At 50.6% G+C, this 16,899-nt stretch carries 14 protein-coding genes and 1 pseudogene; 12 read left to right on the plus strand and 3 right to left on the minus strand.

Annotated elements, in window-relative coordinates:
* The first annotated feature begins 31 nt into the window (after window positions 1-31).
* The 10 genes and pseudogenes from mmsA to NYE24_RS01250 all read left to right on the plus strand — a co-directional run bounded on the left by mmsA (window position 32) and on the right by NYE24_RS01250 (window position 11,243).
* Entirely contained in the window at window positions 32-1,561 is a 1,530-nt protein-coding gene (gene mmsA / locus NYE24_RS01205; RefSeq protein WP_036694463.1) for a multiple monosaccharide ABC transporter ATP-binding protein, read from the plus strand.
* Window positions 1,562-1,567: 6 nt separating this feature from the next.
* The gene (gene mmsB / locus NYE24_RS01210; RefSeq protein ID WP_036694461.1) at window positions 1,568-2,731 is read left to right on the plus strand and encodes a multiple monosaccharide ABC transporter permease; all 1,164 of its coding nucleotides are present in this window, start codon (window positions 1,568-1,570) and stop codon (window positions 2,729-2,731) included.
* 155 nt (window positions 2,732-2,886) lie between these two features.
* The gene (locus NYE24_RS01215; protein WP_036694460.1) at window positions 2,887-3,555 is read left to right on the plus strand and encodes a TraX family protein; all 669 of its coding nucleotides are present in this window, start codon (window positions 2,887-2,889) and stop codon (window positions 3,553-3,555) included.
* A gap of 92 nt (window positions 3,556-3,647) precedes the next feature.
* Entirely contained in the window at window positions 3,648-5,156 is a 1,509-nt protein-coding gene (locus NYE24_RS01220) for a copper amine oxidase N-terminal domain-containing protein (protein ID WP_342477842.1), read from the plus strand.
* Window positions 5,157-5,403: 247 nt separating this feature from the next.
* Window positions 5,404-5,763 carry a BlaI/MecI/CopY family transcriptional regulator gene (locus NYE24_RS01225; protein WP_036694457.1) on the plus strand — a complete coding sequence of 120 codons (360 nt, stop codon included), beginning with the start codon at window positions 5,404-5,406 and terminating at the stop codon, window positions 5,761-5,763.
* Window positions 5,760-7,187 (plus strand): M56 family metallopeptidase, encoded by a 1,428-nt coding sequence (locus tag NYE24_RS01230; protein ID WP_341024716.1) that lies wholly within the window; start codon window positions 5,760-5,762, stop codon window positions 7,185-7,187. Before NYE24_RS01225 ends, NYE24_RS01230 begins: the two co-directional genes overlap by 4 nt.
* Window positions 7,188-7,337: 150 nt before the next feature.
* On the plus strand, window positions 7,338-8,552 hold the full coding sequence (locus NYE24_RS01235) for a chromate transporter (protein WP_342477843.1): 1,215 nt from the start codon (window positions 7,338-7,340) through the stop codon (window positions 8,550-8,552).
* Window positions 8,553-8,824: 272 nt separating this feature from the next.
* Complete coding sequence (locus NYE24_RS01240; RefSeq protein ID WP_256706306.1) at window positions 8,825-9,001, plus strand: ribbon-helix-helix protein, CopG family; 177 nt, start codon at window positions 8,825-8,827, stop codon at window positions 8,999-9,001.
* Between the two features lie 27 nt (window positions 9,002-9,028).
* Entirely contained in the window at window positions 9,029-10,177 is a 1,149-nt protein-coding gene (gene dnaN / locus NYE24_RS01245; RefSeq protein ID WP_342477844.1) for a DNA polymerase III subunit beta, read from the plus strand.
* 137 nt (window positions 10,178-10,314) lie between these two features.
* Window positions 10,315-11,243: pseudogene (locus tag NYE24_RS01250) on the plus strand (phosphotransferase).
* Window positions 11,244-11,293: 50 nt separating this feature from the next.
* Here the strand turns inward: NYE24_RS01250 and NYE24_RS01255 are convergent.
* The gene (locus tag NYE24_RS01255; RefSeq protein ID WP_342477845.1) at window positions 11,294-12,598 is read right to left on the minus strand and encodes a metallophosphoesterase; all 1,305 of its coding nucleotides are present in this window, start codon (window positions 12,596-12,598) and stop codon (window positions 11,294-11,296) included.
* A 388-nt stretch (window positions 12,599-12,986) separates the two neighbouring features.
* Between NYE24_RS01255 and NYE24_RS01260 the strand changes: the two genes are divergently transcribed.
* The gene (locus NYE24_RS01260; protein ID WP_036694450.1) at window positions 12,987-13,586 is read left to right on the plus strand and encodes a nitroreductase family protein; all 600 of its coding nucleotides are present in this window, start codon (window positions 12,987-12,989) and stop codon (window positions 13,584-13,586) included.
* Between the two features lie 206 nt (window positions 13,587-13,792).
* Here NYE24_RS01260 and NYE24_RS01265 read toward each other — a convergent pair whose 3' ends face one another.
* Both NYE24_RS01265 and NYE24_RS01270 read right to left on the minus strand, forming a co-directional pair.
* Window positions 13,793-14,971, minus strand: coding sequence for a peptidylprolyl isomerase (locus NYE24_RS01265; RefSeq protein ID WP_036694447.1), 1,179 nt, complete (start codon window positions 14,969-14,971; stop codon window positions 13,793-13,795).
* Between the two features lie 255 nt (window positions 14,972-15,226).
* Entirely contained in the window at window positions 15,227-15,562 is a 336-nt protein-coding gene (locus NYE24_RS01270) for a LytTR family transcriptional regulator DNA-binding domain-containing protein (protein ID WP_036694446.1), read from the minus strand.
* A 182-nt stretch (window positions 15,563-15,744) separates the two neighbouring features.
* On the opposite strand from NYE24_RS01270, the gene NYE24_RS01275 reads away from it, so the two are divergent.
* The gene (locus NYE24_RS01275; protein WP_342477846.1) at window positions 15,745-16,851 is read left to right on the plus strand and encodes a lactonase family protein; all 1,107 of its coding nucleotides are present in this window, start codon (window positions 15,745-15,747) and stop codon (window positions 16,849-16,851) included.
* Window positions 16,852-16,899: the final 48 nt, after the last annotated feature.

Genomic DNA, 16,899 nt, shown 5'->3' on the forward strand with positions numbered 1-16,899 from the left:
ACAGTCACAAGGAAAGCTGGGTGAGAGGCACTTGAGTGAAATTATTTTGGAGATGAAAGGCATTACCAAGACATTCCCCGGCGTCAAAGCGCTCTCGTCAGTCAATCTGCAGGTGAAGGCAGGCGAGATCCACGCCCTCTGCGGAGAGAACGGGGCAGGCAAGTCCACGCTGATGAAGGTGCTTAGCGGAGTGTATCCGCACGGGACGTATGAAGGGGATATTTTGTACCAGGGACAGGTATGCCAGTTCAAGGATATTAAGGACAGTGAGGGCCTGGGAATCGTCATTATCCATCAGGAGCTGGCGCTGATTCCGTATTTGTCGATTTCGGAGAACATCTTCCTCGGCAATGAACAGGCCAGACGCGGGGTGATCAACTGGAACGAAACGACGGTCAAGACCAAGGCGCTGCTAACCACCGTCGGCCTCAAGGAATCGCCGTTTACAGGAGTCTCTACGATAGGTGTCGGCAAGCAGCAGCTTGTAGAGATCGCGAAGGCGCTCTCCAAGGAAGTGAAGCTGCTCATTCTCGACGAACCGACAGCGGCGCTGAATGAGGATGATAGCGAGAACCTGCTGCTGCTCATTCTGGAGCTGAAGAAGCAGGGGATATCTTCGATTATCATTTCCCACAAATTGAACGAAATCGAGAAGATAGCGGATTCGGTCACGATTCTGCGGGATGGACAGACCATCAAGACTCTGGATATGAAGCAGGATGCCGTTACTGAGGATGTCATTATCAAAGGCATGGTCGGGCGCGATCTGACGAACCGTTATCCTGAGCGCACACCGAACCTGGGGGAGACGATCTTCGAGATCCGCGACTGGAACGTCTATCACGAGACGCAGGCGGACCGCAAAATGCTGGATCAGATCCATCTCCACATCCGGCGCGGCGAGGTAGTCGGTATTGCCGGGCTAATGGGCGCGGGGCGCACGGAGCTGGCGATGAGTGTGTTCGGCAAGTCTTATGGCAAGCGGATCAGCGGCCAGACTTTTATGCACGGCAAGGAAGTGCACCTGAATAACATCAGCCAGGCGATAGAGCATGGGTTAGCCTACGTGACCGAGGACCGCAAGCATTACGGCCTGATCCTGATCGACGATATCAAACGGAACATCTCGCTCAGCAGTCTGAAGAAGCTCTCCCGCCATGGCGTCATTAATGAGAACGAGGAAGTGCTGGTCGCAGAGGAGTACCGTAAGAAGCTGAACATCAAGACCCCCAGCATCCTGCAAAAAACCGTGAATCTCAGCGGCGGCAACCAGCAAAAGGTGGTGCTCAGTAAATGGATCTACGCCGGACCAGATGTTCTGATCCTCGATGAGCCTACCCGGGGCATCGATGTCGGGGCCAAATATGAAATTTACTCCATTATCAACAGCCTTGCCGCAGAGGGGAAGGGCGTGCTGGTCATCTCTTCCGAGCTGCCGGAAATTATCGGGATGTGCGACCGGATCTACACCATGTGCGAAGGGCGGATCAGCGGGGAAGTGGAGCGGAAGGACGCCACGCAGGAGCTTTTGATGAAATTTATGACACGAAGCAGGGGGTAACACCGCATGGGAGCTATTAGTGAACTGTTCAAAAAAAATATCCGCCAATACGGCATGATCATTGCCTTGATCTTTATTTCGGTGTTCTTTCAAATTATGACGGACGGCATTCTGCTGAAGCCGCTGAACGTGACCAATCTGATTCTGCAGAATAGCTACATACTGGTGCTGGCGATCGGGATGGTGCTAGTGATCATCACCGGTCATATCGACCTCTCCGTCGGCTCGGTAGCTGCCTTCATCGGCGCCCTGTCGGCCATTATGATGGTGGATATGGAGCTGAATCCCGTACTGGCTGTAGTGATTTCGCTGTTGATGGGTGCTCTGGTCGGGGCCTGGCAGGGCTTCTGGGTCGCTTATGTCAAAATCCCGGCGTTCATCGTTACCCTGGCAGGCATGCTGTTGTTCCGCGGCCTGACGATGATCGTGCTGAACGGGCAGTCAATTGCGCCGTTTCCGAAGACGTTTCAGAAGATCAGCTCCGGGTTCATTCCCGATGTCGCAAGCGTGGGTTCGCTGAATGTGCTGACTCTGATCATCGGCGTTCTGCTGTCGCTGCTGGTGATCTATCAGGAAATCCGCAGCCGCCGGATCACGGTGAAGTACGGCTTCGAGCAATCGCCAGCTTGGATGTCTGTTGCTAAGGCCGCTGCACTGGTGATCGTCATCAACCTGTTCACTTATGTTCTGGCGCAATATAACGGGATTCCTAACATTCTAGTGATTCTGATGGTGCTGATCGTGATTTACTCCTTCGTCATGAACCACATGACCATGGGGCGGCATATCTATGCCCTGGGCGGCAATGAGAAGGCGGCAAGCCTCTCCGGCGTCAAAACCAAACGGGTGACCTTCTGGGTATTCGTCAACATGGGCGTACTCGCTGCCCTGTCCGGTCTGGTCTTCGCGGCACGCCTGAACTCAGCCACCCCTAAGGCAGGTACGAACTTCGAGCTGGATGCTATCGCTGCCTGCTTCATCGGCGGAGCCTCTGCGTCCGGGGGAATCGGAACCGTGGTCGGCGCCATTATCGGCGGTCTGGTCATGGGCGTGATGAACAACGGCATGTCGCTTGTCGGCCTCGGCGTTGACTGGCAACAGGGAATCAAGGGATTGGTGTTGCTGCTTGCCGTAGGCTTCGATATCTATAACAAGTCGAAGACAGCCTGATCTAAGGATAAAAACGGGCCGGAACTGCTCCTGAGGGAGTGGGTCCGGCTTACCTGTCGTTCAAGTCTTCCCGCGCAGCTTGCAGCATCTGCCTCTGGCATGGATAATAGCACCTAAGGTGCTTTATATTTCATGCTAGTAACAGGAGGCTACAAATGCAGATTATTGCCATGCTTACCATGCTGATTGACCATGTTGGGCTGATCTTTTTCCCGGGTGAGCTTGCCTGGAGATATGTGGGGAGAATTGCCTTCCCGATCTACTGCTACGCGCTGGCGCAAGGCTATATCCATACCTCCTCCAGACCCCGCTATCTGCGGCGGCTGCTTGTCATCGCTGTGCTGGCGCAGATTCCGTACAATCTGGCGATTCATCCGGGAGGCTGGAACGTCGTATTCACCCTGCTGATCTCAGCGCTGGTCCTTGCCCTGCTTGATAAGCTGCCCAATCTGTGGGCGGGTATTCCGGTAGTGGTAGTCGCTGTGCTGCTGATGGATGCGCTGCCGCTCGACTACAACGCTTACGGCCTGCTGCTGGTGCTGATCTTCCGATACACCCGTTCTTATGTGCTCGTGCTGGCGCATTTGGCGCTGAATGTATTCTATCTGTTCTATTATAATTGGCTGGTGCAGATGGCCAGCATTATTCCGACCTTTCTGATTGCGCTGACCCCGGGTTTTTGGGTGCTGCTGGAGAAGAGACGTCTGCCGCGCTGGGTTTGGTGGAGCTTTTATCCGGCCCATTTAGTAATACTTGCCTTGGTAAAGTTTCTCTTTTTCAAAGAATGGGTATTTATAGAATGGCGGAGTTTATTTAGCGTATGAGGGTTCATCATTTCCAGGTGCTGTATTTACAAATTGATGCTCCTCTGAGATGATGGGTACGTTGCCAAATTATGAGCTAGAGGAGACATGCTATGAAGAAAATGAAAGCAAGAACCAAATGGCTGGTGCCGATTCTCGCCCTGCTGCTGATTCTGTCAGGCTGCCAAGCGGTTGGCGGCTTCGATGTCAATAAGGCACTGCTGGGGGATCTGGATGTTAAATCCTCTGAATCAAGCACTACGATGACCCTGAGCGCTGTTCCTGCCGCAGGCATCACCGCAGAGGACCGGGAAGTTGTTGATCTTATTAATTCCTTATCACTTACGCTCGGCCATGTGAAGGTTCAGGATAACGGCAATGTCTCGGCCACGGGAGTTGTGGGTTACAAGGAGTTCAAGATTCCTTTCTCCCTCTTCACCGACCAGAAGAACCTGGTCTTCACCGCAGAAGGCGCGAAGCAGCCGTTCTACATGCCGCTTCAGAGCAATGAAATGTTGCTTGGTCTGGAAGCAACCGATCCTGCCAAGACCTTGGAATTCACTAAGCTGGCCTCCCAGTTTGTGATCAAGAATCTTCCGAATCCGGGTGCGATCACAGTGACATCAGTAAATGAATCCGTATACGGCCAGCCAACCAGCTTGACGAAGCTACATACGGAAATTACAGGAGAAGAGCTTCCGGTATTGCTTAAGAGCTTCCTGAGATCTGTGTCTAAGGATACCGAAGGCTTCACTGCCCTGATCAGCGGTCTATATGATTATATGTATCCGCTGATCAAAGACAGAGCTGAAGATCTGAACAGCATTGGTCTGGGCGATATTCCGTTGGAGGATAAAGAAGGGGTAGTCACTGTAGTGCATGATGCAGCTAAGCTGGCTGTGGATGCTCTCCTGCTGGTCTATGACAAGCAATTGGAGAACCTCTATGAGACCACTCCTGAACTTAAGACTGTTCTAGGCAAGGATACCAAGCTGAGCGCGGATATCTTCGTGGACAGCGGCTTCCATGTCCGCAAACAGAACATCGACTTCAATGTTGCTCTTCCGGCCAGTGAAGATCTGCCGCTGCAGAGCATCAACATGAAGCTGGTATCCGAGACCTGGAATGTGAACGGTCCGGTAACGGCTGATGCGATCAGCACAACAGATGCAATTGATTACTCCATGGGAGATCTTACTCCAGGGGAGACCCTGAGAAGCTTCGAACCTAATTCACAGGTATATAAGCTGCTCAAAGAAGAGATGGGAATCACCGCTAAGAGCGTGATGATCGCACCGGACGACGATTATTATTATCCGGTTGTGAAGAATGGCACTACCTATGTTCCGCTGCGCTATGTCGCAGAGGATCTGGATGCTAAGGTAGAGTGGGATGGACCTAACAAGTCGATCAAGGTTACCGACGATGTATACGGTGATCAGCTCGTCTTCAAAATCGGTTCCGCGCAGGCACAAATTGCCGGCAAGACCGTGAAGCTTCCGTTAGCGGTATTCGTAGATGAGTACGGAGATGCTAATGTGCCGCTGCGTGTATTGGCCGAAGGCCTGCATGCTACGGTTGAAGTAGATGATGACGGCTATATCTGGATCGAACGTCCGTAAGAAGTAAGGCAACAGTCAAGAAGCCGGGACCCCTGAGCAATCAGGCGGTTCCGGCTTCTTTTGATAGATAAGAATTTATGTGTTTTGGGGTCCCGCAAAGTACCTGAGTTATCATCGAAGCTAAATCCCCACTTTGTGGGGTTATTTTGTGCTGGAGGTAACGGGTGCATCCTTGACAATATAGGTTTACTGCAATAGACTTAACATCAGTAGGTCTACTGCAATAAACTTATAAGGAGTGAACAGGATGGAACCCTACAAATTATATGATGCCGAATATAAATTTGCTTGCCTGATCTGGGACCATGAACCGATTAATTCCACTGAACTGGTGAAGCTGAGTCTAGCGGTACTGGGCTGGAAGAAGTCCACGACCTATACCGTGTTAAGAAAGCTATGTGAGCGGGGAATTCTCAGGAACGAGGGGGCTATGGTCACCGCCATCATCCCGAAGTCGGAAGCACAGCGGCATGAGAGCCAGACGGTCGTGGACAAAGCCTTTGGCGGCTCGTTACCGCAGTTTTTGACTGCTTTTCTCGGGGATAAGAAATTATCGGCCAAGGAAGCGGCGGAGCTGAAGAGGATTATTGAGGAGGCCTCCCAATGACGGACCTGTGGATCAGTATTCTGAACATGAGCATTACCGCCAGTTATGTGGCCGTCGCCGTGATGCTGGCGAGAGTCCTGCTGCGGCGCGCTCCCAAAATCTTCTCCTATATGCTGTGGTCAGCAGTAATGATCAGGCTGATCCTTCCGGTTAGCTTCACTTCAAGCTTCAGTATCCTGAAGCTGGTAGGGCCTGCGGGCTCGTCCGGCACAGGGCAGCTGCAATTCGTTCCGAAGAACATCGGGATGCAAGCACAGCCTGCGGTGGATACCGGAACAGCTTCTCATGGAAGTCTGTTGAACAGCCTGCTTCCGCCGGCTGCACCTGCAGCAAGCGTGAATCCGGTGCAGATCATCCTGTGGGCCGGCAGTATGATCTGGCTGACAGGCGCTATAACACTGCTGCTGTACAGCGTGTTCTCTTATGTAAGAATCATGCGCAGAGTCCGTACGGCAACCCTGGTGAATGGGCATGTTTTTGAGACCGACCAGATTATGACTCCTTTCGTCTTCGGCTTCTTGAAGCCAAGGATCTACATTCCGGCCGGAATGAGTGAACAGGAGCTGTCCCATATTCTGCTGCATGAGCAGACTCATATTGACCGACGGGATTATCTGGTCAAGCCGCTTATGTTCCTGCTGGTCATTCTCCATTGGTTCAATCCGCTGATGTGGCTGTCTTTTGTGCTCATGAGCAAGGATATGGAGATGTCCTGCGATGAAGTGGTGATCCGGAAGCTGGGTCCGCAGGTTAAAAGCAGCTACTCAGGCTCCCTGCTTGGCTTCTCAGCCCGCCGGAGCGGTCTTATGACCGGCAGCCCGCTGGCTTTTGGCGAGAGCAGTGTGAAGGCCCGGATCAAGCATATTCTGGCGTACCGAAAACCGACTTCAAGGAGCATGGCCGCTTGTACCCTGCTTATTGTGATCTTGCTTATTGGATGTACAGCCAATCCGAAGACGGTGGAGCCCCCGGCGCAGGTGTTAGATACCGGTTATGCGGTGGATCAGCTGCTGGAGAGCAAAACAAAGTATATTGGGGACGCCAGCAAAGTCACAGCGCTGCTTGGTGCAATGCCGCTGCCGGAAGGACTGGAGAGGGCAGGCATTGAGCTGACAACCGGCTCCCGCCCATATGCATTAACCGTCAATTATAAAGTAAACGATATTACCGGAATGTGGAACGATGAGCTTCAGGCAGTAAGCCGTGACCCTCTCCTGAAGAATTCGGTCCTGCTGTTCACCCTGATCGATAATGCAGATATCATTCATTATTCGCTTGCGGATGAAGGGATAAGTTACAGCTTCACATTTACCAGAGAAGAGGTGGATCAGCTGCTGGGCGAGGATGTCCGTCCGTCTGGAGCGGATGAAGCTGGCCTCCGTAAGCTGATCGACCGGCTGGATAGTGTCAAGCTTACACCATAGAATCATTCAGCCCTGCAACTAGCGTACAGTGAGGTAATACGCACATTTACAGAACATTTACAGAACACTGCTGTACCTTTTATCTAATGCTTGAACTCGGATGATAGTCTGGAATGAGGTATACATTCTAGAGTCAAGGGAGCAATAGGTATGCAAGCAGAGAAGCAGGCGGTGCCGGAAAAACAGCGGAAGGGCAGGGCCGGGGCGTTACTTGAGGTTCTGCTTGTATCCGCCAAACTGGGTCTTACCTCCTTCGGCGGACCGGTCGCCCATCTGGGTTATTTCCACAATGAATATATCCGCCGCCGGAAATGGATGGATGAACGAAGCTATGCGGATCTGGTAGCGCTCTGCCAGTTCCTTCCCGGTCCGGCGAGCAGTCAGGTGGGGATTGGCATCGGAATGGTGCGGGCAGGCTGGCTGGGCGGGTTGGCCGCTTGGCTGGGCTTCACTTTGCCCTCTGTCCTGGTGCTGGTCGCTTTTGCCTTCCTGCTTCAGGGCTATGATATTGCTGGTGTTGGCTGGAATCACGGACTGAAAATCGTAGCTGTTGCGATTGTTGCCCAGGCCATCCTTGGCATGGGGCAGAAGCTGACCCCGGACCGGGAAAGAGTGACCATCGCGGCTATAGCGGCAGCTGTTACATTATCATGGCAGACCGGCTACAGTCAGATTCTAACGATTGCTGCTGCGGGCATAGCCGGGTTATGGCTGTATCGCCACAGTCCTGCGGAGAGCTTGACGAATGTTCCGGTCCCTATTCGCCGGTCGTCCGGTGTCGTTTGTTTAGCATTGTTCGGCTTACTCCTGATAGTACTCCCACTCCTAAGAGGGACGGCTGAGACGGGAGGAATAGCGATATTTGACAGCTTTTATCGTTCCGGTGCTTTGGTATTCGGCGGCGGACATGTCGTGCTTCCGCTGCTGGAACAAGAAGTCGTTCCTGCCGGCTGGGTGAGCCAAGCCGATTTCTTGGCGGGATACGGGGCCACGCAGGCTGTACCGGGTCCGTTGTTCACTTTTGCAGCCTATCTTGGAGCAATGACCGCCGGTGTTCCCGGGGCCATAATGGCCACGCTCGCGATTTTCCTGCCAGCCTTTCTGCTGGTTGCAGGCGCACTGCCTTTTTGGAACAGCTTAAGAAGGAGCCCCCGGATTCAAGGAGCCTTAACCGGAATCAATGCCGCTGTGGTCGGCATCCTGCTTGCCGCCTGGTACGATCCCCTGTGGACGACAGCCATCCTCGCGCCGCTGGACTTTGCCTTGGCTATCATTCTGTTTGTAATGCTGGTCTTCTGGAAGCTGCCGCCTTGGTTGGTTGTGGTGGCTGGTGCGGCGGGTGGAATGGTGGTCGGGGGAATGTGATCGTAAGGCTGCCTAAATCTAAAGGATACTAAAATAGTTTGCTCTATATAGAACTGGCCGTTGCAACTTTGCAGGGTCAGTTTTTTGTTGTGGTTTTCTTTTTGCCACCAGAATCATCCATTCCTAACATTGTAAGCCCATTGATCGTATGATAAAATAATAATAAGAATATTGAAAAAGGTAACCAAAATCAAAAAAAGAGAGGACAAATCAATTTGACTCAAAATGATCTAAAAATAGGTCTTTCCAATAAAGAAGGTCAATTAGGGTTCATGTCTGCAAGAGGAGGTCCGCGGGAGGGAGCAGGCCGCAAGAACATAGGTGTAACGAAAAAAGTCTCGCTAACCTTAACTAGTGAGCTTTGGGAGAAGGTAGAACAGCATTGCGCAGAGCATAAATTGTCCCGGTCGGAGCTTATCCGATCTCTGATTGAGTCTACCGATTTGTAATGTAGCTTATGGAAGCGGGTGAAGTCAGTGCGGATCAACGTAAGCAAGGATATTCTTCTCAAAGCTCTTCAGCAAGTGCTTAAGGCTGTACCGGCAAACCAACGGATTCCCATACTGGCAGGGGTTCATATACAAGCTCTATCCAATGAACTAATAGTTACGGCAAGCAATAGCAGTATGACTATCCAGTATCGGATTCCCGGGGAAGATACCTCTTTGACGGTTCAGAGAATTGGAGAAGTGGTTGTACCGGCAAGGTATTTCTGCGAAATATTACGTAAGTCTGATTCTGGGATGATTACTTTGGAAGTCGACAGATCCTTACGGCTCACTATCTCCTCAGAACATACACAAATTCGGTTATGCGGAATGGATGCTGTAGATTATCCGGCTATACATCCTGCTGAGAATCATGCTGCACTTAAATTAGCAGTTAATAATCAACTATTGAAGGCTTCCATCCTACAGGTAGCAGGGGCGGCTTCTTCATCAGAACATCGGCCTGTGTTGACCGGGGTATCTTTTCAGTATCGAAATCATCGGCTACAGTTAACGGCTACTAACGGTATCCGTCTGGCTTCGCGGACTATTGATGTTGAACATAAAGCTGAGATGGATAAGCATATTATTATTCCTGGCAGAAATTTAGTTGAAGCGGTAAAAATCATGGACGGCGAGGACAGAACAACAGAAGTTGAAGTAACCAACCGGCATGTTAGATTCACTGCTAACCATATTATGGTTCAATCTGCTTTAATTGAGGGAGAGTACCCGTCCTTGCACCATGTGATTCCGCATACTTTTATATCAGAGATTACAATTGGAACAGCTCCTCTGTTAAAAGCGGTAGAACGGACGACGGTATTGGCGAGTGAAAGTATTATAAGGTTAGAAACCGCTGCCGACAGACTACGTTTGTTATCCCAAACCGCAGAAATCGGAGATATTGAGGACGAGGTAGCTATATTCGAGAAGAAGGGGGAGGATTTCACGATCTCGCTAAATGGAAAGTATGTTGCAGACATCCTTCATGGTACGAGTAGTGAGTTCATACGCTTGAGATTCACCGGTAAAATGAGCCCGATAGTCATACACCCGTTGAATGATCTTTCTTCAACTTTTTTTCTAATTACTCCAGTGCGAACCGCAAACTTAGCAAGACCTAATTCAAGATAATAACAGAACGCAAAGAAACAGTCTATATTTTTTTCCGGGAATGGAATAGAGTGGAGTAGCCGGCAATACAAGAAGAAGTGGAGTGTGGTTCCTTGAAATTTCATTGTCATCTGGAGGCTGCTGCGTTGCAGGAGTATGTGGAGAAGGTCTTAGGCACGGGTTATACCGTCGTTAAGGTCAGCAAGATGGAGGGCGGTGCCCAGAAGGTGGTCTATAAGCTCGACTGCAGCAATGGGTTCTCCTGTATTCTGTACGTGTGGGACCTTACCATGAATTATTTTCAGGAAGAAATTGTTAATCATAACCTGCATGCTGAGTCCTACGGGAGTGAATTATTTGCGAGCAATAACAAGTTCCTGATGGAGCATGCGATCCGCACACCAATACTCTATGATCTGAACAGAGACAGAGACCGGTACGATTTCGATTATGCGCTGGTTGAATATGTAGCCGGACAAGATGCCGGGGGGTATTACAAGCATCCCGACCGCAAGGTTCAGGATAAGGTCTTCCAGCAGGTGGGAGAGATGATTGGCACCATGCATAGGATTCAGAGCAGAACCTACGGTAAACCGGATCAGACTGCGCCTAACAACAAACAATGTCATCTGTATCAATTATACAATGGGATAGAACAGCTAACTTACGCCGCAGCGCATGTGGAAGCAATCCGCAAGAACCAAGGGAAGCTACTCGACAGGCTATACAACCTGGAGTCTAAGATAGTACCCCGAAACAGCTACGGATTCATTCACGGGGAGCTGGCCCCAACCATGTGATCGTAACGGATCAGCTGGAGCCTTGCCTGATTGATATTGAAGGAGCCGAATTTTATGATATTGAACACGAGCACAGCTTCCTCGAAATGCGTTTTGGGGAGTACTACCGCTATCTGAACGATGTTCCGCTCGATGAGAACCGGAAGCTATTCTATAAGTTCCATCATCATCTCTCATTAATCTCAGGCGGGTTGAAGTTAGTTCACAGAGGCTTCCCTGACCAGCAGCTCGCACAAGGAATTGCCGATCATCATACGGATTGTGCACTTCAGTTTATAGAAGCATAAGCTTGGAACAAGCCTCTCTTTCGTATACCGGAAGGGAGGCTTTACCTTTGCTATTGTATAGTCAGAACCATCTCCAGCGAGGTATTGCTCTCTTCTGCGTGCTCCGCCATACTGCGGATATATCCGGACATGAAGCCGCCCTCCATACTCTCCCACAGCTTGAATCCCGGCATCGCCCGGATCTCCTCCAGCGAATCAGCAGCGTTCCCGGCAAAATACTTCACGTTCAACTTCGACATCACCTCAGCCATCGACTGTTTCTGCGCTTCTGTGAAGCTGCTCTCCTTCAGCCGGCTCATCGCTTTGTCATACGAATTCTCTGCGAAAATCTGCTCCGCATACGCTTTGAAGTTCAGCAGGTGCGGATCGGTCTTGTGGTTGGCTTTGGCCCAGCCTTCAACATCTACTTGAGCGGTGCGGTAGGTCACGGCCCGTGAAGCGGGATCGAAGGTCATTCTGCCAAACTGGTGCGGATTCACCGCCATGGCGCTTGTTGCAATATCATAGACAGGCAAGGCCGGATCGATCGAGGCTTCTGGAGGATCGCGGCGGATATCCTGCATATGAATATGCCCGGATAATACCAGATTTAGACCGTTCCGGCGAAAATCCTTCATCGTTTCCTGACCGTTATTAAGTTTGAACCCGGATACGGCCATGGAGGTATGGCTCAGCAGATTATGATGCATCACGGTAATCACAGACGCATGCTCCTGAGCGGCCAGCTTCACATTGTCGTCAATCCAGGCAAGGGTGGAGGGCAGAAGGCGCCCGTCGGTCTGTGGAAAATTATATTCTTCATTATGCGTATACTGCGCACTGTCAAGCATCAGCAGCCAAAGGCCGGGTGCGGCCTTCACCGCATAGCTTAAGCTGTCTGCATCCCGCGAGACCGCCTCGTTATATCCGAAATCGTCATAGATGCGCAGGAAATCCTCTACATTAATATGCTTGGCAACGACCTGCTTGTCACCGTCGAACGATCTGGCCCAGGGGTTGTTGATATCATGATTGCCCGGAGTCACGTAGACGCGGGTTCCGGCAGCCTCCATCCGGTGCAGCTTCGCAGCCAGCTCCTTATGACTGCCTGCTTCCCCGTTATTGGTGAGGTCACCGCTCAGAATGAGGAAGGCGGGCTTGTTCTGTTCCACGTCCCGGACCAGAGCTTCGGTCAGCTCATCGCTGTAAGGAAGCATTTTGCCATCGCCGCCTGTGACATAGGTCTGGAAGGCCTGACCGCCGTCCTCCAGGGCTTTGTCCAGATAATGCGTATCGGTGGCGACCCAGAAGGATACAGGTTCTCCGGGTTCTGTAGCAGGGGTCACGGACCCGGCGGCCGCTGGAACAGCGTTCAAGGCAGAAGAAGCGGAGTCTTCACACCCGCTGAGGAAGAGAAGGGAAGAGAGGAGCATTATTAAGATGAGCTTCACCATATGAGTTGTGCGGTTATGAAGCGGGACGCGCATAGCTTAACCTTCTTTCTGTATTTTAGCTGAATTATTGTAGCTTATTTATGACCGGGTTGTATATACGATATGTTAGCCGTTGTTTCTAAACCTCCAGAATAGCTTATAGAAAATAGTGGAAGGTGCATAAATGAGAGCAATTCAGCGACACTAAGAGCGGATATACAAACAAAGAGCTAGTACAGGAAAAAGTTGTGAATGATGTGTTGTATTCAGACAGGAAAAGTGTTATGATTAAAAAAAGTAAGTTACTTAATTAAATGGAGGTAGTTATTTTATGTCTAAGACTTTTTTTGAAGCGGTAAAAGGCAGACGTTCCATATACGCCATCAGTAAAGAATCCCCAATCTCTGATGAACAAATTCAGAAGATTGTAGAAGAGGCTGTTCTACATAGCCCAACTTCCTTCAACTCGCAAAGCTCCAGAGCTGTAGTATTGCTGGGCGAACAACATGATAAGCTGTGGGATATTACAGCAGAAACCCTGCGTAAGATCGTTCCTACTGAACAATTCGAAGGCACAGCTCAGAAGCTGTCCTCCTTCAAAGCCGGCTACGGCACTGTGCTCTTCTATGAAGATCAGGCAGTGGTGAAGCACCTGCAGGAGAACTTTGCACTGTATGCTGAGAACTTCCCGATCTGGTCCAACCAGTCCTCCGGAATTCTGCAATTTGTAGTATGGACCGCCTTCGCAGAAGCAGGTCTGGGTGCATCCCTACAGCACTATAACCCGCTGATCGACGATGAAGTGAAGGAGACCTTCGGTATTGCTGCAGACTGGAAGCTGATTGCCCAGATGCCATTCGGTAACATCCTGACTCCTCCAGGCGAGAAGGAATTCCAGCCGATTGAAGAACGTGTGAAGGTCATTAAGTAAGAAAACCCTGCGATAAGCAGTTTAGAACCTCCCTGATCCGGCTAAGTATGAATATAGCCAGATCAAGGAGGTTTTTGTCATGCTCAATCTGCACGAACAATAATTGAGGCAGACATCTGAACACAAATAAAGAGGACTGGCGTTCCCGCTTGTCCTCTTTATTGTATCCTTCTATATTGTTATAGCTTGTACCATTATCGCAATCTTTATTTCGTAGCAGGAGCTTCCGTTGCAGCAGCCGGTGCTTCACTGGCTGCCGGAGGAACGGATGCATCCGGTTTATCGGTCAAAGTATTCGTGATTTTGGCACTCTTGTTCAGATCCGCCAACCAGGTAGCCGACATCTCAGACACTTTTTGTGCCGTTAGGGTCTTTTTGATCTCGTCTTTCTTCTCAGCTAGTGTATATTCCTTGGCTTCCTTGCGGTCGGTAACCTTGATAATGTGGTAACCGTATTCGGACTTCACTGCACCGCTGGTTTCGCCAACCTTCAACTTGAAGGCAGCATCGGAGAATTCTGCAACCATGTCTCCGCGTTTGAAGAAGTCAAGATCGCCGCCCTTGTCCTTGGAGCCGGTATCAGCGGATTTTTCCTTAGCCAGTGCGGCAAAGTCTCCGCCGTCTTTGAGCTGCTTAACAATGGCTTCGGCTTCTTCTTTGGTCTTCACGAGAATGTGGGAAGCGCGAACTTCCTCTTCTTGATTGTATTTAGCCTTATTCTCGTCAAAATATTTAGAAATATCAGTGTCGGTAATTGTGATCTTAGGTTCGATCAGCTTGCGGATCTCAACCTGGAGAGGCATTTGCTTCTTCAGATCCTCAATCGTCATCGAGCTCTGCTGCAAGGCGTTATTGAGCGCTTCCTCGCCGCCGAACTGGGTTTTGAGATCTTCGATTTCCTGATTAATGTCAGCATCGGTTACCTTAATGTTAGCCTTTTTGGCTTCCTGGCCTACCAGAGTGGTAGTAATGAGGTTTTGCAGGGTGGATTCCCCGCCGGCTTCAACCAATTTATCATACAGCTGCGCTTTGGTGATGTCTGTTCCGTTCACGGAAGCAACTGCAATTTTGCTGTCATCTTTCTTGAAAGGCTGTACAATCAGCACTACGATCAGCGCTGCGGCGAGTACGAGCGACGCAATCATCCAGCCTTTGCCGCCGCCGGATGGAGCAGGTGAGGAAGGAGGAGTACCTCCGCCGCCGACTTTGTTCATTACGGGAACGCTTTCTTCAACTCTTGGAGCTGTTCGTACAGGTTCCTGCGGCACTGGGGCTGTTCCAGCAGGCTCGATGCCTTCTTCCGGAGTAATCACAGAAGCGTCGTTCTCTTCCGGCGTAATGCCGTTTTCTAGCTTTTCATTTTCATTGAAATCTTTTTTGTCCATTATAATTAATGACTCCCTTCAATATAGGTGGTGCCTGTCTTTCTACAACTTTACCAGAAAACAGAATTCCAAACCTTAAGAAAGTATAAAAAAGCACAATTACTTTTTAAGATTCCATTAAGAAACAGGTGAAACACAGGAAAAACCGGAGCAGCACGGGTGTCCCCGTATGCGCTCCGGCCTGATGAGAGAGACTGTAATGATTCGAATAGAAGAGTACCAAGCTGCAAGATGTGTGCGGATAACGCCTCCGGCTTAGGAACTCAGTCCCTTAAGCAGATGGCGGATGTTCTCCTGCTTACGTCTTGGAACCCGTACAGACTTCGCATAGAGGCCCATCTCACCGAAGTAGATGCAGTCATCCTCGATGGAACTGATCTTGTTCAGGTTCACGTAGCAGCTCCCGTACACATGGTAATAGCTGTTGCTCGACAATAAGCGGTTCAATTGCTCGGCAGTCATTCTCTTTTTAATATTGTAGTTTCTGCCGTGAAAAATGACCAGGTCATGGTCCCCGACCTTAAAGAACAGAATGTCTGTCTCCACCTCGAAGTCCTCATATACATTTCTGGCTTCCAGCAGGCTGCTCATTCGTGTTCCCCCTTTATTCTTGATTGACAATAATGTTAGCGCTTTCATTATATCATACTCTTTTGTTCTTGAGAAGTCTTATTTTTGAAATGTTTTTTGTCATTTTTTCCGTTGCATTTGTCAACCCTCACGAAAAAATGTAAATTATATAGATGGCTGTTTAACTTGAGGAGGAATTCTAGATGAACGAGAAGACTAAGCTGCTGTTATTTACCGGTTCATATGCCACCGCAGAAGAGAGCGGTATCCAGGTGTTTGCCTTTGACGGTGAAACCGGGGGCACGCTGGAGCGGCTGGATACCGCAGAAGGCCTGACGAATCCTACGTTCGTCAATGTGGACCCTTCCGGGCGGAAGCTGTATGCCATTGGGGAGAAGCCGAACAGCACGGGCGGCAAGGAAGGGGAAATTATAACCTTCGCAATCGATCCTGAGACAGGCAAGCTGACCGAATTGCAGCGGATTCAGACTATGCCTTCTGAAGGCAAAGGCCAGAGCACGACCTGTAATATTAACCGGGACGCCAATAATGAACATCTTATAGTGTGCAGCTATCACGGGGGATCGGTTGGACTGCTCACGCTGGACAAGGGCGGACTGCCAGTAGCATTGACGGATACCGCCCAGCATACCGGACATGGGGCAACACCGGGCCAGGACCGTCCGCACCCGCATTCGGCAATTTTCAGCCCTGATGGACGCTACCTGTTCGTCTCGGATCTGGGACTGGACCTGATCCGCAGCTACCGGATAAATACAGAGGCGGGAACCTTTGATGCGATTGGAGATACTCCGCTGCATGCCGGAGCTGGACCGCGGCATTTCGTGTTCCATCCAGACGGGAAGTCCGCTTATGTGATTAATGAGCTGGACAGCACGGTGACATCATTCCTGTATGATGCAGAGGCAGGAACCCTGAAGACGGCTGCTACTGTATCCACACTGCCTGAAGGCTATGAAGCCGGCCAGAACAGCTGTGCAGAGATCACCTTCTCCAAGGATGGCCAATATCTGTACGGCTCGAACCGCGGACATGACAGCATCGTACAGTATGCTGTAAATCCGCAGACAGCCGGGCTGACCCTGGTAGAGCATGTATCCACCAGAGGCGGACATCCCCGTCACTTCACAGTTACACCGGACGGTGCCTATCTGATTGTTGCCAACCGGGACGGCAATAATCTGGTTGTCTTCTCCCTGGACGAAGGCAGCGGCCGCCTGAGCTTCACCGGCAACACAGCTGAACTGTCGAAGCCGGTGTGCGTAATGCCGGCGGTATTCCCCGCTTAGGACGAGCTGACTGACCCTAGGGAGACAACGGCAAAAGGAACACCGGGA

This window comes from Paenibacillus sp. FSL H7-0350 (genome assembly GCF_038593195.1).
In the GTDB taxonomy this organism is placed as follows: domain Bacteria; phylum Bacillota; class Bacilli; order Paenibacillales; family Paenibacillaceae; genus Paenibacillus_AQ.

Coding starts and splice junctions, on each gene's coding strand:
- NYE24_RS01240 (WP_256706306.1), top strand. CDS start 8,825: ATGTCTGCAAGAGGAGGTCCGCGGGAGGGAGCAGGCCGCAAGAACATA.
- NYE24_RS01260 (WP_036694450.1), top strand. CDS start 12,987: ATGTCTAAGACTTTTTTTGAAGCGGTAAAAGGCAGACGTTCCATATAC.
- NYE24_RS01275 (WP_342477846.1), top strand. CDS start 15,745: ATGAACGAGAAGACTAAGCTGCTGTTATTTACCGGTTCATATGCCACC.
- mmsB (WP_036694461.1), top strand. CDS start 1,568: ATGGGAGCTATTAGTGAACTGTTCAAAAAAAATATCCGCCAATACGGC.
- NYE24_RS01270 (WP_036694446.1), bottom strand. CDS start 15,562: ATGAGCAGCCTGCTGGAAGCCAGAAATGTATATGAGGACTTCGAGGTG.
- NYE24_RS01230 (WP_341024716.1), top strand. CDS start 5,760: ATGACGGACCTGTGGATCAGTATTCTGAACATGAGCATTACCGCCAGT.
- NYE24_RS01265 (WP_036694447.1), bottom strand. CDS start 14,971: ATGGACAAAAAAGATTTCAATGAAAATGAAAAGCTAGAAAACGGCATT.
- NYE24_RS01225 (WP_036694457.1), top strand. CDS start 5,404: ATGGAACCCTACAAATTATATGATGCCGAATATAAATTTGCTTGCCTG.
- NYE24_RS01215 (WP_036694460.1), top strand. CDS start 2,887: ATGCAGATTATTGCCATGCTTACCATGCTGATTGACCATGTTGGGCTG.
- NYE24_RS01220 (WP_342477842.1), top strand. CDS start 3,648: ATGAAGAAAATGAAAGCAAGAACCAAATGGCTGGTGCCGATTCTCGCC.
- NYE24_RS01235 (WP_342477843.1), top strand. CDS start 7,338: ATGCAAGCAGAGAAGCAGGCGGTGCCGGAAAAACAGCGGAAGGGCAGG.